The organism is Streptomyces cacaoi, from assembly GCF_006539165.1.
Taxonomy (GTDB): Bacteria; Actinomycetota; Actinomycetes; order Streptomycetales; family Streptomycetaceae; genus Streptomyces; species Streptomyces cacaoi.
Map to the genome: position 1 here is coordinate 393,537 of NZ_BJMM01000002.1, position 20,684 is coordinate 414,220.

Genomic DNA, 20,684 nt, shown 5'->3' on the forward strand with positions numbered 1-20,684 from the left:
GCCGGGCGGTATCGGACGACGGCCCGAACCCCGCGGTCCGCAGGTCCTCGGTCGTGCGACGGACGCCGCGCGCCGGCGGACTACGGCTGGTTGCCGGAGCGGGCCAGCCAGCGGCCGTTCTGGGACGTGACCTCGATGGCCCGGCCGAACGTCTGCGTCATCAGCTCCCCGGTGAGCACCTCGGCGACCGGGCCCTGGGCGCGCACCCTGCCCTCGCGCAGCAGCAGCGCGTGCGAGGTGTTGGGCGGCAGCTCCTCCAGGTGGTGCGTGACGGTGATGGTGGACAGCGCGGGGCGGTCGGCGGCGAGCCGGGCCAGCGCGTCGATGAGGTCCTCGCGCGAGGGCAGGTCCAGCGCGTTGAACGGCTCGTCGAGCAGCAGCAGCGACGGCGCGGGCATCAGCGCGCGGGCGATGAGGACGCGGGCGCGCTGTCCGCCCGAGCACACCCCGAAGGGGCGGTCGGCCAGCTCCTTGCAGCCCAGTTCGGTGAGGAGTTCATGGGCCAGCTCGCGGGTCGCGTCGTCGTACTTGCGCCACAGCGGCTGCACCGTCCCCGTGGCGCCGGTGAGCACCACCGTGTGTCCCGTGGCGTCCTGCGGTACGCGCTGCGCTGTGGACACGTGTCCGATGTGGGCGCGCAGCTCGCGCACGTCCACCCGGCCGAGCCGGTTGCCGAGCACCTCCACGCTGCCGGTCGTCGGGTGCATGGTCGCGCCCAGCAGCTTGAGCAGCGTGGTCTTGCCCGCGCCGTTGGCGCCGAGCAGCGCCCAGTGCTCGCCCGCCCCCACCGACCAGGAGATGTCGTCGAGGATGACCTGGTCCGTGGTGATCCGGCGGACGCCGACGCCTTCGAGCGCGGCGAGGGGACGGGGCGGGTCCTGGCGCATCTCAGCCTCCCGGCGGGTGGTTCGCGGCACCGGGGGACGCCGTCCCCGGGTGCTCTCGGACGGCCCAGGTTAGCTGTAGCGTGCACCGGTCGGTTCGGCGTCTCAGCAGGTGGAACCCGGTGCGGGGGCCCGGAACGCCGCGGCGGCCGGCCCGCCGGGAGCGGGGACGGCCGCCGGTGCGTCAGGCGTCAGCCGGCGGCCCTGCGGGCCTTCTTGTACCGGCCGACCGGCGGCAGCCAGCACAGCACCAGCGCCGCCAGCCCCAGCACGATGGCGCCCGTGCTGGTCGCGGCGAGCCCGGTGGGCGCCGCGTCGCGGAGGATCAGCGCGTGCGGGAAGCACAGGGCGATCGGCACCGTGACGGTGATCAGGACGCGCGCCCACAGGGCACCCGAGCGTGCGCCCAGCGCGAAGATCAGCAGACCGACGGCGAACACCAGGGCGATGGTGGCCCGTGCCGACATCGTGCCCTGCCAGTCCGAGACGACCTGGTCCCACAGGGAGCCGGTCACGTGCTTGATGTCCGCTGATGTGGTGCCGGCGGGCAGCCCGACGAGGTCGGGCTCGCTGTCGACGGCGTTGCGGACGTTCTCGTCCGCCAGATCCTTGCCGCCGGCGTACACCAGCAGCGAGCCGAGCGCCCCGGACAGCGCCGCCAGCACCGTCGTGACCAGCAGGGCGACCAGGACGCCCGGCTTCTTCGGCGGAGCCGCGGGCACGGCGGGGCCCGGGTGGCCCATGGCCGGACCGCCCCGGGGATGCGCGGTGGGGGGATAACTCACTTTCGACGAACTCCTCGTGGGAACAGATGTGTTGGATGCGAAGGACGGGCCGAGCTTTCCATGGGCATCCGAAGGGAAACCAGGCTTTCCGCCAAGGAATCCGCAGAACATTTCCGCTGAACTCACGGACAGTTGGGGGGAGTTAGGCTGCTGGGCCCGAAACCGTCCCCGAAGGAGAGTGAGAAGGGCCCATGTCCGTGCCCGCCCCTGCCGACTATCCGCCCGGCCTGCTGGACACCACCATGGATCAGCTGCGCACCCTGCTCGCCGTGCACGAGGAGGGCACGGCGCTGGCTGCCGCCCGTCTGCTGGGCCGGGAGCAGTCCAGCATCCAGAAGCAACTCGACACCATGAACCGGAAGTTGGGTGAGCACTGCGGCGAGCCGCTGCTGCGCAAGCGGGGCCGCGGCGAGCGGGTGCAGTTCACCGCGACCGGCGAGGCGCTGGTCCGGCTGGCCCGCGGCACCCTCGACGAGTGGCGCGAGGGGCTGGACGACGCCCGACGGCGCGGCGGGCGCACCCTGAAGGTGGGCTCCACCCGCTACACGCTCGGCTATCTGCTCGACGCCGTCGAACAGGTCAACGACCGCTATCTGAACGACGGTGTGGAACTGAAGATGGCGCACGTGCGCTCCAGCAGCATGCTGGAGCGGCTGCGGCACCGCGAACTCGACCTCGTGTGCGGCAGCATCCTCACCTCGGCGTCCGCGGGGGCCGCCGAGGGCGAGGCGCTCCGTGGCGGGGCAGGCGCGCCCGGCGCGCACGGCGCCACCGGCACCCACGGACCCCACGCCGCCGACGGGCCCTACGGGACCTACGAGGGCTACGAGGTCATGGAGTGGCGGCGCAGCTGGCTGTCCGTCGTCACCAACCAGGACGCCGCCCGGCTGCCCCGCGACGGCGTGTCCGTGCGCGCGCTGGCCACGCTGCCGCTGGTCGTCTCGGCCGACGGGCTGATACCGGACTTCCTGCGGGGCTGGTTCGGGTCCGACTACCGGCGCCGGATGCGGATCGCCGCCGAGATCGACTCCGCGCACTACGGCTTCGAACTGCTGGCCTCCGGCGTGCTGAGCGGCAGCATGCTGGTGACCGAGGGCATCGGCGAGGCCGTCGCCGAGGGGCGGCTGGCCGAGGCGCGGGGGCTGCGCGCGCTGCCGCTCGTCGAGGACATGGGCCCGCCGCAGCGGGCGCTCGTCGGCGCGTTCCGGCGCCGCGGCCCCGAGGCCCGCGACCCCTCGCACCCCGTCAGTCTGCTGTGGGACGCACTCGCCCGGCGCAACGCCCGCGAGCGGCGGTCGGCGGCGGAGCGGGCCGCCGCGGACGGGCCGCGCGGATCGCTGGTGCGGTGCTCGTCGCGCACCGTCCCGGACGCCTGCCCGCTGCCGTCGGCGTGACGCCCGGCCCCGGGACGCGCCCCGGGCGCCGGGAGGTTCACGGTGCGAGGCGTGCGGCGGCCCGCTCCCAGGCGGTGGTGCCCTCCCCGCCCGGCGGATAGCGAAGGGGCGGCAGGCTCGTGCGTACCAGTGCGCGCAGCTCGCCCAGACCGCCCCGCACCGCCCCGGCCGACCGGGCCTGCACCAGCAGATTGCCGCACGCCGTGGCCTCCACCGGGCCGGCCACCACCGGCCGTCCGCAGGCGTCGGCCGTCAGCCGGCACAGCAGCGCGTTGCGCGCCCCGCCGCCGACGATGTGCACCGTCTCCACCTCGCGTCCCGACAGCCGCTCGGCCTGCGCGATCACCTGCCGGTGCGCCAGTGCCAGCGAGTCGAGCACACAGCGGGTGGTCTCGGCAGGGTCCCGCGGCACGGGCTGTCCGGTGCTCCGGCAGGCGTCCGCGATCCGCTCCGGCATCCCGCCGGGCGCCAGGAAAGCGGGGCTGCCCGCGTCCACGACCGACCGCAGACCGGGGGCGCGGGCCGCCGCCTCCAGCAGGCCGGTCAGGTCCTCCGTCCCCGGCACCTCGTCGGCGCGCCACTCGCGCAGGCACTCCTGGAGCAGCCACAGGCCCATGATGTTGCGCAGATAGCGCACCGTGCCGTCCACGCCCAGCTCGTTGGCGAAGTTCGCCAGCCTGCTCTCCTCGGTCAGGACGGGAGACGGCAGTTCGACACCGGCCAGCGACCAGGTGCCGGTGGAGATGTAGGCGAACCGGTCGCCCTCGGCCGGTACGCCGACGACGGCCGAGGCCGTGTCGTGCGCGCCGACGGCGGTCACCGGTACCGGCCCGTCGAGCCCCGTCTCCGCCAGCACCTCCGGCAGCAGCGCACCGGCCGGGTCGCCGGCGTCCCGCAGCGGCGGGAACAGCCCCGTGTCGAGCCCGACAGCGGCGGCGGCCCGCGGTGACCAGCGGCGGGTGCGCGGATCGAGGAACTGCGTGGTCGAGGCGATCGTCGTCTCCGTTCCGGCGACGCCCGTCAGCCAGTAGGAGAGCAGGTCCGGCATCAGCAGCATCTGCCGCGCAGCCGCGAACCCTTCGGTGTGCCGGGCCGCCGCCACCTGGTAGAGCGTGTTGATGGGCAGCTGCTGGAGACCGGTGAGCCGGTACAACTCCCGTGCGGGCAGCACCTTTTCGACCTCGTCGGCCATGCCCTCGGTGCGTGTGTCGCGGTAGTGGACGGGATTGCCCAGCAGGGCGCCGTCCCCGTCCAGGAGGCCGAAGTCCACGCCCCAGGTGTCGATGCCGACCGACGCCGGCCCGCCCTCGCCCCGGGTCAGCGCGGCGGCGGCACGCAGCCCGTCCAGCACGCCCCGGTACAGTCCCAGCGCGTCCCAGTGCAGCGTGCCGTGGACACGCACCGGCCGGTTGTCGAACCGGTGTGCCTCGCGCAGGACGAGCCGGCCGTCCACGGGCCGCCCCAGCAGCACCCTGCCGCTGGAGGCCCCGAGATCGACGGCGGCGAACGGGCCCGTCCGGGCCCCCGCCGAAGGGCTGTTCACGCTCCCCAGCCCGCCTGCTCGCCCCCGACCCGCTCGGCCACGATGCGCTCGGCCCAGCCGGACGCCCGGTAGGCGGCGAGCGGGTCGCCGTCCGCGCCCAGGCTCTCCCGCAGCCGGGCCAGCAGCGGGCGCACATCGGTGTGGTAGGCGTCCATCAACACCTCGTTGGCGCCCAGGACATCGCCCTCACGCTGGGCCTTCGCCAGGGCCTCGGTGTCCACCAGCAGCGCCTTGGCGGTGGCTTCCTGGACGCTCATCACCGAGCGGATGACGGCCGGGATCTTCGGTTCGATGTTGTGGCACTGGTCCAGCATGAAGGCGATCCCGGCGTCCGGGGCGAGCCCGCCGCCGGCGCGGACCTCGTACAGGATGCGGAAGAGCTGGAAGGGGTCGGCGGCGCCGGCCATCAGGTCGTCGTCCGCGTAGAAGCGCGAGTTGAAGTCGAACGCGCCCAGCTTCCCCTCGCGCAGCAGGAACGCCACGATGAACTCGATGTTGGTGCCGGGCGCGTGGTGCCCGGTGTCGACGCACACCTGGGCGCGGTCGCCCAGCCGCAGACAGTGCGCGTACGCCGTGCCCCAGTCGGGGACGTCCGTGGCGTAGAACGCCGGCTCGAACAGCTTGTACTCCAGGATGAGCCGCTGGCCGGTGCCGAGCCGCTCGTATACCTCGGTCAGCGCCTCGGCGAGACGGTCCTGGCGGGCGCGCAGGCTGTCCTGGCCGGGGTAGTTGGTGCCGTCGGCGAACCACAGCTTCAGATCGCGGGAGCCGGTGGCGTCCATGATCTCGACGCACTCCCGCAGATGGTCCAGGGCCTTGCGGCGCACCGCGGGGTCCGGGTTGGTGACCGAGCCCAGCCTGTAGGCGTCGTCCTGGAACACATTGGCGTTGACCGTGCCCAGCCGCACGCCCTGCTCGCGTGCGTACGCGGCGAGCCGGGCCCAGCCCTCCGCGCCGCCCTCGACGCGGTCCCAGGGGATGTGCAGGGCGACGAGCGGCGCCACGCCGGTGTGCCGGTGGACGCGGGCGGCGTCGTCGAGCTTCTCGCGCACCGTGCGGGGCACACCGGGCTGTGCGAACACCTTGAAGCGGGTGCCGGAGTTGGCGTACGCCCACGACGGCGTCTCGATCCGCTGGCCGCGCAGGACGTCTTCGACGGCGGTGAGGTCTGCTGGCTCCGGCATGCGGCTCCTCGGTCCGTGGGGGCGCGTGAATCGATTCAGGCGGTCCGCCGGGGAACCTAGGTTCGGCTCCGGCGGGCGTCAAGACGCCGTTGCCGACCGGAACTTGATCATGTGCCGCGATCCGCCGGGTGATCACCGGGCACTCTCCCGGCCCCGGCCACGCCCTACCGGGCCCTCCCGCCTTGAACGTTTCAGCGCGCCGAGCCGGACGGGCGGCCCTCCCGCAGACTCGTCAACGCACCTGGAAACAGGGCACGTTGCGGGACGGCGACCTCTTGACCGCGTCCAGTCACACGGCTAGCTTCCCCTTCCGTTGTCTGAAACATTTCACCCCGCCCCAGGTGCCGCCAGGCCCGTCCGCCGCACGGGAGGATCAGCATGAGCACGACCGCACCGGCCGCCGACGGGCGAGCCGCGCCGGTCCTCGCGCTGGAGGGGGTGAGCAAGAGCTTCGGCACCGTGCGTGCCCTCCGTGAGGTCTCGCTGTCACTGCACGCCGGCCAGGCACACGCGCTCGCCGGCGAGAACGGCGCGGGCAAGTCCACACTGATCAAGATCCTCGCGGGCGTCCACGCCCCCGACGCCGGCACCCTCACCCTCGACGGCACACCCGTCACCTTCTCCGGGCCCGCCGACGCCCGCGACGCCGGTATCGCCGTCATCTACCAGGAGCCCACGCTCTTCGCCGATCTGTCCATCGCCGAGAACATCTTCATGGGCCGCCAGCCCCGCCGCTCCCTGGGACGCATCGACCACACCGCCGTCCGCTCCGCCACCGCCGCCCTCATGGAACGCCTCGGCGTCGACCTCGACCCCGGCCGGGTCGCACGCGGGCTGTCCATCGCCGACCAGCAGCTCGTCGAGATCGCCAAGGCCCTCTCCTTCGACGCCCGCGTCCTCATCATGGACGAGCCCACCGCGGCCCTCACCGGCAGCGAGACCGAGCGGCTCTTCTCCGTCGTGGACGCACTGCGCGCCGAGGGCACCGCCGTGCTGTTCATCTCCCACCGGCTCGGCGAGATCTTCCGGCTGTGCGGGCACGTGACGACCCTGCGGGACGGGCAACTCGTCGCCACCGAACCCCTGGACGGGCTCACCGAGGACGACCTCGTGCGCCGCATGGTCGGCCGCGACCTGGACGAGCTGTACCCCAAGCAGCCCACGCGCCCCGGCGAACCTGCCCTGACCGTACGGCGGTTGACCAGGGAAGGCGTCTTCCACGACGTCTCCTTCGAGGTCCGCAGCGGAGAGATCGTCGCCCTGGCGGGGCTCGTCGGCGCGGGCCGCAGCGAGGTCGCACAGGCCGTCTTCGGCATCGACCGTCCCGACGCGGGCGAGATCCGGGTCGGCGGCGCACCGCTGCGCCCCGGATCCCCCACCGCCGCCGTGCGCGCGGGGCTCGCCCTCGTGCCCGAGGACCGCCGGCAGTGCGGCCTGGTGATGGCCGCCTCCATCGAGCGCAACATCGGACTGACCGGGCTGGGGAAACTCGGCAGGGCCGGCCTCGTGCGCCGCGCCGGGGAACGGGCCCGCGCCTCGGACTGGGCGCTCAAGCTCCGGCTGAAGTACGACCGGCTCACCGACCCGGTCGGCCTCCTCTCCGGCGGCAACCAGCAGAAGGTCGTCCTCGCCAAATGGCTGGCCACCGAGCCCACCGTCCTCGTCGTCGACGAGCCCACCCGCGGCATCGACGTCGGCACCAAGGCCGAGGTGCACCGCCTGCTGTCCACGCTGGCCGCCGACGGGCTCGCCGTGCTGATGATCTCCTCCGATCTGCCGGAGGTGCTCGGCATGGCCGACCGCGTGCTCGTCATGCACGAGGGACGGCTCACCGCCGAGATCCCCCGGGACGAGGCCGACGAGGAGCGCGTGCTCGCCGCCGCCACCGGCCGCCCGCACACCGCGGGGGAGGCCGCATGACCGGCGGGAGAACCGGCCGCCGGCCGCCGCGCGCGGCCCACGGCGCGCGCCCGGAAGCGAACGGGGGACCCCGATGAGCACCACCCTGCCGCCGCGGACCACCGCGCCCGCCCCACCCGCGCCCGAGCGCCGCTCCGCCGCCGAACTCGTCCTGCGTGTACGGGAGTTCGTCATCGGCGCCGCGCTCGCCGTGCTCATTCTCGTCACCTGGCTGGTCAACCACTCCTTCCTCGACGACCAGGGCGTCAAGGACCTGCTCCTCAACGCGGCGATCCTGGTGCTGCTCGCCACCGGCCAGTCCGTCGTCGTCCTCACCCGCAACATCGACCTGTCCGTCGGCTCCGTCGTCGGCCTGTCCGCCTTCGCCTGCGGCTCGTTCGTCTCCGGCACCGACCACGGCCCCGCCCTCGTCCTGCTGCTCGGCATCGCGCTCGGCACCTGCTGCGGCCTGATCAGCGGAGCACTGGTCAGCTTCGGCAAGGTGCCCGCGCTCGTGGTCACCCTCGGCATGCTCTACGTCATCCAGGGCGTGGGCCACGCCTGGGCGCACGGGGACCAGATCAACGCCTCCGACGTGCCCGACAGCGTGCTGACCCTGGGCAGCGGCAGCGTCCTCGGCATCCCCTACCTGCCGCTGATCTCCGCCCTCGTCCTGGCCGCCACCGGCTACTTCCTGCGCACCTACCGCAGCGGCCGACAGCTCTACGCCATCGGCTCCAGCCCCGAGGCGGCCCGGCTGGCCGGGATCCCCGTGCGCCGCAGGACCCTCGCCGCCTACGCCTTCTCCGGCGCCGTCGCCGGATTCGCCGGCGCCCTGTGGCTGGCCAGGTTCGGCACCGTCGTCGCGGACGCCGCCAACGGCTGGGAACTGACCGTCGTCAGCGCCGTGGTGGTCGGCGGCGTCGCCATCACCGGCGGCGTCGGCACGGTGTGGGGCGCAGCCCTGGGCGCCATGCTGCTCACCACCATCGGCAGCGCCCTCGTCGTCCTCAAGGTCAGCGCCTTCTGGGAGCAGGCCATCACCGGCGCCCTGCTGCTCGCCGCCATCGCCACCGACCGCGTCGTGCGCACCCGCAGCACCAGGGCGCTCAGGAAGAGGAGAAGGGATTGAACGCACCCGCCACCGCTGGGGCCCGGCCGGACACGGGCCGCCCGGGCCCCGGCCGGTTCCTGCGCTGGGACACGGCCGTCGGCGCCCTGCTGGTGGCCGCCTTCCTCGTCGGCACCGGCACCACCGACGGCTTCTCCGACACGGCCAACCTCGCCGCCGCGCTCAACGACACCGCCGAGGTCGCGCTCATCGCGCTGCCGATGACGCTGCTCGTCGTCGCCGGCCAGGTCGACCTGTCCGTCGCCTCCATGCTGGGCCTCTCCAGCGCGCTGGCCGGGCGGTTGTGGGACGCCGGCTGGACGTTCGAGACGCTCGTCCCGCTGTGTCTGCTGATCGGCGCACTCGGCGGACTCCTCAACGGCTGGCTCGTCACCCGCGTCGGACTGCCCTCGCTGGCCGTCACCATCGGCACGCTCACCCTCTACCGGGGGCTGGCCTCCGTCGTCCTCGGGAACAAGGCCGTCGCCGACTTCCCCGAGAGCTACGCCCGGTGGGCGAGCAACACCGAGACCGTGCCCGGCACCTTCGTCCCCTGGCCGATCGCACTGTTCTGCCTCCTCGCCGTGGCCGCCGCCATCGCCCTGCACTGCACCGGCTTCGGGCGCGCACTGTTCGCCGTGGGCGCGCAGGAGGACGCCGCGCGCTTCGCGGGGATACGCGTCAAGCGGCTGAAGCTCGTCCTGTTCACGCTCAGCGGGCTCGTCGCCTCGTTCGCCGGGATCGTCTACACCCTGCGCTACGGCAGCGCCCGCGCAGACAACGGCCTCGGGCTCGAACTCGCCGTCGTGGCAGCCGTGTTGCTCGGCGGCGTCGACTTCGACGGCGGCAAGGGCACCCTGGGCGGCGCCGTCGCCGGCGTCCTGCTCATCGGCGTCCTGGACAACCTGCTGACGCTCAACGACATCTCGCACGAGATCCAGGTCATCGTGACCGGCGTGCTGCTCGTCGTCTCCGTCCTCACCCCGCGGCTGGCCGCGGTGCTCACCGCCCGCCGCCGGCGCCGAGCCGCCGCGGGCTGACCCCCGACCCCCACCCTCGAAAGGCACAGCCATGCGACCGCATCCGCCCTCCCGCGGCCTCGTCGTCACCGCGGCGGCCTGCGCCCTCTCGCTCGCCCTCGCGGGCTGCTCCGGCACGACGAAGAGCGACTCCGGCGACTCCGGGGCCGACGCCAAGGACAAGGCAGGCAGCGCGCAGGCCGACCCCGACGCGCCGCTGAAGAAGGGCCTCAAGCTCGCCTTCCTGCCCAAGCAGATCAACAACCCCTACTTCACGGTCGTCGACAAGGCGGGCATCAAGGCGGCCGAGGAGTTCCATGGCACGGGCAAGGAGGTCGGGCCCTCCGACGCCAAGGCGTCCTCCCAGGTCAGCTACATCAACACGCTCACCCAGCAGCGTCAGGACGCCGTCATGCTGGCGGCCAACGACCCGAACGCGGTCTGCGGCCCGCTGAAGCAGGCGATGAAGCAGAACGTCAAGATCGTCTCCTTCGACTCGGACGCCGGAAAGGACTGCCGGAACATCTTCGTCAACCAGGCGGGCTCCCAGGAACTCGCCCGCGCCATGGTCAAGGACATGGCCGAACAGATCGACTACAAGGGCCAGTTCGCGGTGCTGTCGGCGACCCAGAACGCCACGAACCAGAACACCTGGATAAAGATCATGAAGGACGAGCTGAAGAAGCCGGCCTACAAGGACATGAAGCTCGTCAAGATCGCGTACGGCGACGACGTCGACCAGAAGTCCTTCCAGGAGACCCAGGGTCTCCTCAAGGCGTACCCGAAGCTCAAGGGCATCGTCTCGCCCACCACCGTCGGCCTCGCCGCGGCGGCCCGCTACGTCAGCGGCTCCTCCTACAAGGGCAAGGTCGTCCTCGGCGGCCTCGGCACACCCAACCAGATGCGCAAGTACATCAAGGACGGCACGATCGAGGAGTTCCTGCTGTGGGACGCCGAGGAACTCGGCTACCTCAGCGCCTACGCGGGCGCCGCCCTCGCCTCCGGACAGGTCACCGGGAAGGAGGGCGAGACCTTCAAGGCCGGAAAGCTCGGCAAGCGCGAGGTGGGCAAGGACGGCGAGGTCGTCCTCGGCCCGCCCACCGTCTTCGACAAGAAGAACATCGACGACTACGACTTCTGACGGCCGGCGAGCGGGGCGGGGAGAGGACGGATGGGACGCACGGTCGGCATCAAGGAGGTCGCCCGGGCGGCCGGCGTCTCCGTCGGCACCGTCTCCAACGTCATCAACCGCCCCGCGACGGTGGCCGAGGACACCCGCCGCAGGGTCCAGGCCGCCATCGAACAACTCGGCTACGTCCGCAGCGAGTCGGCCCGCCAACTGCGGGCCGGACGCAGCCGGCTCATCGGGCTGCTCGTGCTGGACATGGCCAACCCGTTCTTCGCTGACGTCGCCACCGGCGCCGAACGCGTCGCCCGCGCCGCCGGCCTCGGCGTCATGCTGTGCAACAGCGCGCACAGCCCGGCCGAAGAGGCCGCCTACCTCGGCATGTTCGCCGAACACCGGGTACGCGGCGTGCTCGTCACCCCCGCCGACACCACCGGGGAAACCCTCGCCGCCTTCCAGCGGCACGGCATCCCCAGCGTCTGCGTCGACCGCCTGGTGCCCTCCGCCGAAGGCTGCTCCGTCTCCGTCGACGACGTCCGGGGCGCCGCACTCGCCGTACGCCACCTGCTCGACGCGGGCCACCGCGACCTGGCTCACGTCAGCGGGCCCATGCAGCTCACCCAGTGCCGCGAGCGCCACACCGGCGCTTGCCGGGCCGTTGCCGCGTTCCCCGGCGCCGGCGCCACCCTGCGGCACCTGGAGACCGACCGCATGGACGTCGCCGCCGGACGCGACGCCGGCGCCCGCCTGCTGGGCATGTCACCCCGCCCCACCGCCGTCTTCTGCGCCAACGACCTGCTCGCCCTCGGCGTGCTCCAGGCCCTCTACGGCGCCGGAGTGGCCGTGCCCGAGGAGATGGCGCTCGTCGGCTACGACGACATCGAGTTCGCCGCTGCCGCCGCCGTGCCCCTCACCTCCGTACGGCGGCCCGCCCGGCGCATGGGCCGCATCGCGGCCGAACTCCTCATCGAAGAGACCACCGCCCCGGCCGCACACCACCACCACCGCATCGTCCTGCCCCCCGAACTCGTCGCCCGCACCTCCACCCTGCCGCGCCGCGCCTGACCCCTGACTCCGCGGCCGATGCTGAGTGCCCGGCGGGCCGCGCCCTGGCTGTCGGTGTGCGGTCCGGTGGGCCGTGTCTGGTCGGGGCCTTGCGGTCGGTGTGTGGGGTTCGGTGGGCTGTGCCGGTCTTGGCCGTGTGGCGGTGTGTGGTCCCGTGGGCCGTGCCTTGCCAGGGCCTTGCGGACGGTGTGTGCGGTTCGGTGGGCTGTGACCGTCCTGGCCGTGTTGCGGTGTGCGGTCCGGTGGGCCGCGCCTTACCGGGGGCCTCGCTGCCGGTGCGTGCGGTTCGGCGGGCCGTGTGTGGTCCCCGCCCGCTTCGTCGGCGTCTGCCGGCCTGCTCGGCCGCGCCCGGCTCCGCCTCGTTGCTCGCGTCTGCGTCCGTGTCCGTGTCCGCGGGGGGGGGAGTCCGGCCTCTGGCTCCGCCGCCCGACTGGGCAGTCCGCCGGGCTGGCCCTGGGCTGGGCCTCTCCAGCCGTGTCCGCCGGCACCGCCATCCGCGTGACCGGCCCGCCGGCCGACCGTGTCCCTCGGGCCGAGCAGGCCGGACGCCTCCACAGACGCCACCGCGACAGGACAGCAACAGCACGGCTCACGTCCCCCCGCTCCGAGGCATCCCGGCGCCCCGGGCTCACGCCGCCGCCGCGCCCTCCACACCCCGCTCGGCCGGTGCACCGGAGGCGCCCAGCAGCGCACGGATGTCCCGCACCGCCGCACGCCCCGCCCGGTTCGCCCCGATCGTGCTGGCCGACGGGCCGTAGCCGACCAGATGGACGCGCGGATCCCGCACCGAGCGCGTCCCCTCCATCCGGATACCGCCGCCCGGCTCCCGCAGCCGCAGCGGCGCCAGATGGTCGATGACCGGGCGGAAGCCCGTCGCCCACAGCAGCGTGTCCGCCCGGAACCGGCTCCCGTCCGGCCACTCCACCCCGTCCTCGGTGATCCGCGTGAACATCGGCCGCCGCACCAGCACCCCGTCCGCACGGGCCCGGCGCATCTCCTCCGTCATCGGCAGGCCCGTCACCGAGACGACACTGCGCGGCGGCAGCCCCTCACGCACCCGCTCCTCCACCAGCGAGACCGCCGCCCGGCCCTGTTCCTCGTCGAACGGTCCCTCGCGGAAGACCGGCGGCCGGCGCGTCACCCAGACCGTCTCCTGCGCCACCCGCGCGACCTCCAGCAGATGCTGCACCGCCGAGGTGCCGCCGCCGATCACGACCACACGCCGCCCCACGAAGGCGTCGTCCCGCGGCCCCGGATACCCCGCCGTGTGCAGCTGCCGCCCCCGGAACAGCTCCTGCCCACGGATCCGCGGCCAGAACGGCCGCTCCCAGGTGCCCGTCGCGTTGATCACTGCCCGGGCCGACCAGTCGCCCGCCGAGGTGCGCACCAGCAGCCGGCCCTCCGCACCCGCGTCACGCACCTCCCGCACATCCACAGGGCGGCGCACCGGCAGCTCGAACCTGCGCTCGTAGCGGGCGAAATACTCCCCGATGACCTCCGCGGAGGACCGGCCGGGATCCGCGCCCGTCAGCTCCATGCCCGGCAGCGCGTGCATGCCGTGCACCCGGCCGTATGTCAGCGTCGGCCACCGGAACTGCCAGGCACCGCCCGGCGCCGGAGCATGGTCCAGCACCACGAAGCCCCCGCCCGGCTCGAACCCGGAACGCCTCAGGTGGTACGCCGCCGACAGGCCCGCCTGCCCGGCGCCGACAACCACGACCTCCACCTCGTCCATGCCGTGCACAACCACCCGGAGCCCGCGAACCTTCCCACGGCGCCCCGCCGCACCCGGGGACACCCACCGCGTCCGGGCGCGCACCGGGAGCCATCATGGGAGCCATGACCGACGCACTGAACACCCACGTCCTCGACATCACGACCGGCTCGTCGGAGACCGTGCACGACCTCACCCACGACTGCGACGCCTTCCTCTCCCGCGTCGCCCGGGGCCGCGACGGCCTCCTCAACGTCTTCGTGCCGCACGCCACCGCGGGCATCGCGATCCTGGAGACCGGCGCCGGCAGCGACGACGACCTCCTCGCCGCCCTGCGCGATCTGCTGCCCCCGGACAACCGCTGGCGCCACCAGCACGGCACCCCCGGCCACGGCCGCGACCACGTCCTCCCCGCCCTCGTCCCTCCACACGCCACCCTCCCGGTGACCGACGGCTCCCTGGCCCTGGGTACCTGGCAGTCGGTGTGCCTGGTGGACACCAACGTGGACAATCCGCGACGGCAGGTGCGGTTGAGCTTCCTCGGCTGATGACGGTCAACTCCCGGGGCAGCGCTGTCGTTTCGCCGTGCTCTGCGTGCGTGGAACTGCGTGACCTTGCGCGCGGCTCTCGGCAACTTGCCCCTTGCCGCGAAGAGTTCGGCGGTCGCTCACCGTGGCGGTCGGCAACCTGAGTCAGAGCCTGAGTGGCGACAGCGGTTGTTCGTGTGTCCGGGAGGTGTCGGTGTGCTCCGGGCGGATGGAAGAGTGCACGGGTTTCGGTGGCAGCCGCGGGGTGTCGGGACCCACTCGCGGTGCTCTTTCCCAGGGGCTGACTGCCCGGAGGTGCCCGGCGTCCAAGCGTGGTCGGGCAGGGAACAGTGCGGAGGGGGAAGGGGCGGCGATGAAGCCGCTGGGGTGGCGGGTGTTGAGGCGTTGGCTCGGCAGAGGAGGACGGGGTGCTGATTCGGGCGCTGGGCCGGGGCCAGGGCTTCGGGGCTTCGCCTCTGGTCAGTGGGCGAGGCGGGGGAGGAGGGCCTCGGCGTTCTCGCGGTTGATGGCCTCTGCCTGGCCAGGTGTGAAGTCGGGGTGGGACTCCAGGAAGTGGTTGTAGTAGGTGCCGGCCTCCTGTGGGGCGAAGGGCCAGTCGCTGCCGTAGAGGACATGGCCGGGTTCGGCGAAGGCGAGCAGCGCGGGCAGTGCGCTGGGGCTGGCGGACAAGGCGGTGTCGAAGTAGAAGCGCTTCAGGTCGTGCAGGACGTCCGCCGGCTTGAGGTCGGGAGCGACGACGGTGGAGGTGAGTCCGGCGAAGCGGTATGCGGCGTAGGGGAGGAAGCCGCCGCCGTGGGAGAGGATCACCCGGACGTTGGTGTAGCGGCTCATGACGCCGTTCAGCACCAGGTTGAGGGCGCTGCGAGTGGTGTCGAAGACGTAGTCGGCCAGCGGGGCCGGGGTGCCGGGCAGCAGGGCCATGGGGGGCTGGGCGGGGTGGACGAAGACGTTCGCCGCGCGGCGGTCCAGTTCGGCCCACAGTGGCTCGAAGCCGGGGTCGCCGAGGTAGCGGCCGCCGGCGTTGGACAGCAGGACGACGCCGTCGGCGTGCAGGGTGTCCAGTGCGTGCACGGCCTCGGCCACGGCGGCGTCGACGTCGGGCAGGGGAATGCTCGCGAAGTGGCCGAAGCGGTCGGGGCGGTCCTTGACGACCTCGGCGCCGTACTCGTTGACGGCACGGGCGAGATCCCGGGCCCGGGCGTCGTCTCCGAGGTGGACACCGGGAGCGGTGACGGACAGGACGCCGGTGGCGATACCCTGCTGATCCATCATCGCGATGGCACTCTTCCGGCTCCAGTCGGGGATGGCCCAACCGCCGGAGTCCAGCCCCTGCGCGGCGAGGGTCCGGGCCCAGGCGGGCGGAACGATGTGCTGGTGGACATCGATGCGAGCGGGAGAGCGCATGTTGCTTGCTTTCCTTCCTAATCATTAGCTTGCTAACTAGATTCATTTAGTAAGCTAACCGTCATGAGCGAGGCAAGCAACTCCGAGGCCGGCGGCACGTCCGGACTGCGGGTGGACCCTGGCATCGAGGACCTGGCCGAGGCCGCCGACCGGCTCTTCTATGCCATGCGTCGCTCACGGTCTGCCACAGTCGGCCAATCCGAGGGCGGCCTGTCCATGGCGCAGATGTCCCTTCTCGCCGTGCTGGCGGAGGACGCCGAAGGCGCGGGCCTGCCGGTCAGTCAGCTGGCCGCCCACGCCGCGATCAGTGTCCCCACCGCGACGCGCATGCTCCAGCAACTGGAGGGCAAGAACGTGGTCACCCGACGCCGTGCTCCGCACGACGAGCGTCAGGTCCTCGTCCGGCTCACCGAGGAAGGCGGGGAGCGCCTCGCCGCCATGCGGGCCGAGCTGCGCACGCGCCAGTACGCCGCTCTGTCGCAGTTCGCACCGCATGAACGGCACGAACTCGCCGCACAGTTGCACCGCCTCGCCCGCATCATCGGCGAGACCGTCCCCGGTGCAACTGCATCAGCAGGGGAGGGGGGCTGAGCACTCAAGGCCCGCCGGTTCGGCCGACATCGGAACGGATCCCGCGGCGCGCACATGAGTGGATGCGGCGCACACACTCGGCGCCGAGCGGAGGTCTCGCACCCGGCGCCGATGTGCCGGAACAGCGTGTCTAGGACGTGGTGGTGGACCGGGTGGACCGCTGCGGGGAGCGCAGAACCAGCAGGGTGATCTCGCTGGGGGCGAAGACGCGGAAGGGTGGGCCCCAGAAGCCGGTGCCGCGGCTGGTGTAGAGGAGGGTCCGGGTGCCGTGGCGGCTGAGGCCGGCGAGGGCGGGTTGGTCGAGGCGGACCAGGTGGTGGAAGGGCCATATCTGGCCGCCGTGGGTGTGGCCGGAGAGTTGGAGGTCGACACCGTGGGCCGCCGCGCGGTCGACGAACTGGGGCTGGTGGGCGAGGAGGAGGACGGGAAGGTCGGGGTCGGCGCCGTGGAGGGCTCCGGGGAGGTGGGCGCGGTGGCCCGCCAGTCCGGACGACTCGGCGGTGACGTCGTCGACGCCGGCGACCACGAGGGCGTCACCGCCGTGTTCGAGCAGCAGATGCCGGTTGCGCAGCGGCTCCCAGCCCAGTTCGTCCATCAGGTCGACCCAGCCCTGGGCCTCGCTGTAGTACTCGTGGTTGCCGGTGACGTAGACACGGCCGTGAGTCGCCTGCACGGTGCCGAGCGGGGCGGCCTGGGCGCGGCGGCGTTCGGCCGTGCCGTCCGCGATGTCGCCGGTGTGGCAGACCAGGTCGGCTTCCAGGGTGTTCACCGTCTCGCAGACCCGTGCCGACCAGCGGGCGCGGTCGAGCGGACCGTAGTGGGTGTCCGTGATCAGGACGACGCGGGTGCCGTCCAACCCGGCCCCCAGGCGGGGGAGTTGCACATCGAGTCGGCGTACACGTGGTACGCGCCGGGCCTCGGCGTACCCCCAGGCGAGCAGCACGGCGGTGATGCCGAGGACGGCCCAGGTGACGGTGCGCGCCCGGTCCTGCCCGTCACCCGCACCGGCCAGGCTCAGGCCGAGCCGCAGCAGGACTCCGAGCAGAACGGACCAGGTGAACAGGACCCAGACGCCGCCCAGCAGCGTGTCACCCAGGATCGCCGCGCGGTCGCGCTGGCGCCGACCGTGGCCGTGCACCAGCGCGAGCGGCATACCGACCAGGCCGAGGGCGAACAGCGCGGTGCCGGTCACTGTGACGGGGAGCGGCCAGTGCTGACCGGTGTACAGGAGAACCCAGCACGGCACGGCCCACAGCAGGACGGGGGCGATCAGGGGGAGGTAGCGCATCAGCCGCCGCAGTCGGCTCGGTGGCGCCTCCTGCTCTTCGCTGTCTGCACTGTCGGCGCCGTCGGCACTGTCCACACCGTCGGCGGTTCGGGTACTGCTGGTCTCGGTCAAGCTTCCCCTCCTGACGTCTCGTCCGGCGGCGCCCCGCGGCGGCGTCACCGCCGGGCGCGGCGCCCCCGGGCATCACCGCGAACTGTCCGTTCGCCGTGCAGGAGACGATACGTGTCGACCGATCGGCGTCCGGGCGCGCGGGCTGCCGGGCTGCCCGGCTTCCGGTGTGCCGTACGTCGTCGGTGTATCGGTACCGCGGGACCGCGCGCGGCGGGCGGGGCGATGGAGCCCGGTGTGCGCACGGCCCCGGGACGGCTGCATACCGGTGGAAGGCCCGCCGCACTCCCACGCCGGGCCGGGCGGTCGTCGTCGAGCGCCTCGCGTCGCGACGGCCGGTCCGCGGGGGAGCCGTGCTTGCCACGGGTACGGGCCTGGTCCGCCTCGCGCGTCAGAGCCGCGGGGGCCGGGCCGCGAGGGGCGGCTGCTCGGGGAGCGGCGGGAGCGGGTGGAGCGGCCTGTCCGAGGGCGGCTGGCCGAGACGGCCGCGGGTGGTGAGGAGGATGATCACCGCGGCGATGGCCGAAGCCGCCAGGAAGGCGTGCGTCGTATAGGAGTTGGAGAGCCAGGGGAACATGTCGCCCCAGCCCATCGAGTAGAAGTTGTTCACGCCGCAGTGCAGCAGCATGGCCAGCGGGAGGCTCTCGCCGGTCGCGTTGAACACCCAGGTCATGACGAAGCTGAAGGCGATGGTGGTCGCGATGAACTCCACCGGTATGTTCCAGGTCACCGCATCGCCGCCCCAGTCGGTGAGGTACAGCGGCATGTGCCACAGGCCCCAGATCGGGCCGACGATCAAAGTGGCACGCACGGGCCCGAAGCGGCGTTGCAGGCGTGGCATGGCGAACTCGCGCCAGCCGGGCTCTTCCGCGAGCCCCGTGGTGACGAGCTGGAACACGAGCCCCGGCAGGTAGGCGGTGAGGAGCACGGCCGAGGGCATCGCCGGGCCCCGCGCGCCCAGCACCGTGGAGGCGAGGACGAGCACGGCGGGCACGGAGACGATCACACCCACGTACCAGCGCCAGTTGACCCGCCACTTGCTCATGCGCCGCGCCCAGGTGCGCAGCCCTTCCCGTCCCTCGGTGAGGCCGGTCACCAGCAGCGCGGACGTGATCGGGCCGAGGTACGCGCCGGGCAGCACGCCCAGGAGCTGGGAGGTTCCTCCCACGGCGGGGAAGGTGAAGTCCCAGATCCCCACGCCGTTCCGGGACAGGACGTAGGGGGTCCAGGCGGCCCAGCTCAGCAGGAAGGCCAGCGTGAAGAACCAGGTCAGGGGTCTTTGTCGGATGGTCAACGGTGCCTCTTCGCAGGGGATGGATGTGACCTCGCCAGCACACCAAGCAGCCCTGCCGGTTTCACTACCGCCCACGCCCCGATTCGCGGTACCGCCTTCTGTACCGGCGCGGTACCGCCCTCTGCCCGGGGCGCCGGTCCGCCCCGCGCGCGTCGCCGCCCCGGCGCGTGCCGGTGTCCGTCGTCCCGCCCGTCCCTCAGACGCCGCGGGGCAGGACGACCTCCACAACGGTGGGCCCGCCGGGCGGACTCGACAGCGTGAGGGAGCCGTCGTGCGCGGCGACCCGGCGGCGGATGCCGGAGAGCCCCGTGCCCGCCTCCTCGTCGGCTCCGCCGTGGCCGTCGTCCTCGATGCGCAGGCGCAGTCGGCCCGCGCCCCCGCGCACGGTGACGAAGGCGCGGTGGGCGCCGCTGTGCCGGGAGATGTTCGTCAGGGCCTCGGCGACGACGAAGTAGGCGGTCGCCTCGACGGAGGCAGCGCACCGCTCCGGAGCGTCGACGTCGATGTCGCAGAGGACGCCGCAGCTCGCGGCCAGCCCGGACAGCGCGCCCTCCAGCCCGCGGTCGGCGAGGACGGGCGGCAGGATGCTGCGGGACACGGTGCGCAGCTCGCCGAGGGCCTGCTCGGCCGCGGACTGGGCCCGTTCCAGAAGCTCGTCCGCCCCCTCCGGGTCGCGCGCCACCATGCGCCGTGCGGCGCCGAGCAGGACGGTGACCGTGACCATCCGGTTCTGTGTGCCGTCGTGCAACGAGCGCTCGATACGGCGTAGTTCGGTGGCATGGGCGTCCAGGGCGCCCGCACGGGAGGCGGTCAGCTCGGCGATCCTCAGCGACAGGTCGGCACCGGGCGGCGCGGTGAGCAGACGGCGGCCGGGAACCGCCTGGAGGCGTGCCATGCCCGGGGCGAGGGCCAGGACGACGACGATCCAGCCGAGGCCCAGCAGGCAGACGGAAGTGGCGTCCAGCCAGGTGTGCGCGACACCGAAGCCGAGCGAGGTGCTCGCGGCGTCCTCGGGCGCGAGCGGCCAGTACAGCGGGAAGGTGCTGTCCCGTACGGCGAACAGTGGTATCAGCACCCCCAGCAGCCCCAGGAGCAGCCCCAGCGTGGCGTGCACGACCAGCCAGCACAGCGTGCGGTACGTGACCGGGTCGGACCACGCCGCGCGCAGCCGTGTCGACGGGGCGTGCGGAGCGACGATCTCGGGGACCCAGCGGCTGAGCCGGTCGCGTTCCCTGCGGGCCAGCGCGTGCACAGAACGCAGCGCGAGAGGCGTCAGGAGCAGGCCGACACCCAGGGGGATCGTCAGGACCGAGACGAGCAGCCCGGCCAGCACGATCAGAGCCAGCATGCTGGTGCCCAGGCCGCCCGCGAGCTGTTCCAGCGCGGCGAGGGCGGCCGACGCCGTGCGGGCGGCGGCGCCTTTGAGCCCGGCGACCGGCCGGGCGCGACGGGGAGCCGCCGGGCCGCCCGACTCGGAGTGCGTACTGGCCCCCGAGGCCTGGTCTGCCCGCATGCGCGCCTCTCCCCGCCCTTCGCCGACGTCGCCACCGACCCTATGCCGAGGGAGAGTTGGGCGGTGCGGGCGGCGGGTGCCGCCTGCCGTGCCTCGAACCGGCTCGCGGGCGGGATCGCCCGCCGCCCGTCCGGCCGCGTACCGTCGGCCAGCGGAGGAAGCGGGCGAACCCTGACCCTGGACGGAGCAGCGGTGCCGGCAGCCGATCCGCGCG

At 73.1% G+C, this 20,684-nt stretch carries 17 protein-coding genes; 8 read left to right on the forward strand and 9 right to left on the reverse strand.

Going from position 1 to position 20,684, the window contains the following annotated elements:
• Positions 1-80: 80 nt before the first annotated feature.
• Together SCA03_RS02140 and SCA03_RS02145 are read right to left on the reverse strand one after the other, a co-directional pair.
• Positions 81-887 (reverse strand): ABC transporter ATP-binding protein, encoded by an 807-nt coding sequence (locus SCA03_RS02140; RefSeq protein WP_086814557.1) that lies wholly within the window; start codon positions 885-887, stop codon positions 81-83.
• A 188-nt stretch (positions 888-1,075) separates the two neighbouring features.
• Positions 1,076-1,669 carry a hypothetical protein gene (locus SCA03_RS02145; RefSeq protein WP_030875115.1) on the reverse strand — a complete coding sequence of 198 codons (594 nt, stop codon included), beginning with the start codon at positions 1,667-1,669 and terminating at the stop codon, positions 1,076-1,078.
• Positions 1,670-1,860: 191 nt separating this feature from the next.
• On the opposite strand from SCA03_RS02145, the gene SCA03_RS02150 reads away from it, so the two are divergent.
• Positions 1,861-3,063 carry a LysR family transcriptional regulator gene (locus SCA03_RS02150; protein WP_230988440.1) on the forward strand — a complete coding sequence of 401 codons (1,203 nt, stop codon included), beginning with the start codon at positions 1,861-1,863 and terminating at the stop codon, positions 3,061-3,063.
• A gap of 37 nt (positions 3,064-3,100) precedes the next feature.
• Here SCA03_RS02150 and SCA03_RS02155 read toward each other — a convergent pair whose 3' ends face one another.
• Together SCA03_RS02155 and rhaI are read right to left on the reverse strand one after the other, a co-directional pair.
• The gene (locus SCA03_RS02155) at positions 3,101-4,606 is read right to left on the reverse strand and encodes a rhamnulokinase (protein WP_086814556.1); all 1,506 of its coding nucleotides are present in this window, start codon (positions 4,604-4,606) and stop codon (positions 3,101-3,103) included.
• A complete protein-coding gene (rhaI, locus tag SCA03_RS02160; protein ID WP_086814555.1) occupies positions 4,603-5,790 on the reverse strand; it encodes an L-rhamnose isomerase in 1,188 nt (395 codons plus the stop codon). The genes SCA03_RS02155 and rhaI overlap by 4 nt, the downstream gene beginning before the upstream one ends.
• A gap of 378 nt (positions 5,791-6,168) precedes the next feature.
• On the opposite strand from rhaI, the gene SCA03_RS02165 reads away from it, so the two are divergent.
• From SCA03_RS02165 to SCA03_RS02185, 5 genes are all read left to right on the forward strand, one after another.
• Positions 6,169-7,710, forward strand: a complete 1,542-nt coding sequence (locus tag SCA03_RS02165; RefSeq protein ID WP_086814554.1) for a sugar ABC transporter ATP-binding protein — start codon at positions 6,169-6,171, stop codon at positions 7,708-7,710.
• Positions 7,711-7,783: 73 nt separating this feature from the next.
• Complete coding sequence (locus tag SCA03_RS02170; RefSeq protein WP_030875100.1) at positions 7,784-8,821, forward strand: ABC transporter permease; 1,038 nt, start codon at positions 7,784-7,786, stop codon at positions 8,819-8,821.
• A complete protein-coding gene (locus tag SCA03_RS02175; RefSeq protein WP_086814553.1) occupies positions 8,818-9,840 on the forward strand; it encodes an ABC transporter permease in 1,023 nt (340 codons plus the stop codon). The genes SCA03_RS02170 and SCA03_RS02175 overlap by 4 nt, the downstream gene beginning before the upstream one ends.
• 31 nt (positions 9,841-9,871) lie before the next feature.
• Positions 9,872-10,960, forward strand: a complete 1,089-nt coding sequence (rhaS, locus tag SCA03_RS02180) for a rhamnose ABC transporter substrate-binding protein (protein ID WP_030875096.1) — start codon at positions 9,872-9,874, stop codon at positions 10,958-10,960.
• 30 nt (positions 10,961-10,990) lie between these two features.
• A complete protein-coding gene (locus tag SCA03_RS02185) occupies positions 10,991-12,010 on the forward strand; it encodes a LacI family DNA-binding transcriptional regulator (protein ID WP_086814552.1) in 1,020 nt (339 codons plus the stop codon).
• A gap of 628 nt (positions 12,011-12,638) precedes the next feature.
• Here the strand turns inward: SCA03_RS02185 and SCA03_RS02190 are convergent.
• Positions 12,639-13,745 carry an NAD(P)-binding domain-containing protein gene (locus SCA03_RS02190; protein ID WP_086814568.1) on the reverse strand — a complete coding sequence of 369 codons (1,107 nt, stop codon included), beginning with the start codon at positions 13,743-13,745 and terminating at the stop codon, positions 12,639-12,641.
• A 104-nt stretch (positions 13,746-13,849) separates the two neighbouring features.
• On the opposite strand from SCA03_RS02190, the gene SCA03_RS02195 reads away from it, so the two are divergent.
• Positions 13,850-14,272 (forward strand): secondary thiamine-phosphate synthase enzyme YjbQ, encoded by a 423-nt coding sequence (locus tag SCA03_RS02195; RefSeq protein ID WP_030875088.1) that lies wholly within the window; start codon positions 13,850-13,852, stop codon positions 14,270-14,272.
• A gap of 459 nt (positions 14,273-14,731) precedes the next feature.
• On the opposite strand, the gene SCA03_RS02200 is transcribed toward SCA03_RS02195, so the two are convergent.
• The gene (locus tag SCA03_RS02200) at positions 14,732-15,676 is read right to left on the reverse strand and encodes an amidohydrolase family protein (RefSeq protein ID WP_086814551.1); all 945 of its coding nucleotides are present in this window, start codon (positions 15,674-15,676) and stop codon (positions 14,732-14,734) included.
• A 63-nt stretch (positions 15,677-15,739) separates the two neighbouring features.
• On the opposite strand from SCA03_RS02200, the gene SCA03_RS02205 reads away from it, so the two are divergent.
• Complete coding sequence (locus tag SCA03_RS02205) at positions 15,740-16,267, forward strand: MarR family winged helix-turn-helix transcriptional regulator (RefSeq protein ID WP_086814550.1); 528 nt, start codon at positions 15,740-15,742, stop codon at positions 16,265-16,267.
• 130 nt (positions 16,268-16,397) lie between these two features.
• Here SCA03_RS02205 and SCA03_RS02210 read toward each other — a convergent pair whose 3' ends face one another.
• The 3 genes from SCA03_RS02210 to SCA03_RS02220 form a co-directional block, all read right to left on the reverse strand.
• Positions 16,398-17,666: a metallophosphoesterase gene (locus tag SCA03_RS02210; RefSeq protein ID WP_371863884.1), complete on the reverse strand. Its 1,269-nt coding sequence runs from the start codon at positions 17,664-17,666 to the stop codon at positions 16,398-16,400.
• A 388-nt stretch (positions 17,667-18,054) separates the two neighbouring features.
• The gene (locus tag SCA03_RS02215) at positions 18,055-18,957 is read right to left on the reverse strand and encodes a CPBP family intramembrane glutamic endopeptidase (RefSeq protein WP_212766951.1); all 903 of its coding nucleotides are present in this window, start codon (positions 18,955-18,957) and stop codon (positions 18,055-18,057) included.
• Positions 18,958-19,153: 196 nt separating this feature from the next.
• The gene (locus tag SCA03_RS02220) at positions 19,154-20,470 is read right to left on the reverse strand and encodes a sensor histidine kinase (protein WP_086814549.1); all 1,317 of its coding nucleotides are present in this window, start codon (positions 20,468-20,470) and stop codon (positions 19,154-19,156) included.
• Positions 20,471-20,684 lie beyond the last annotated feature (214 nt).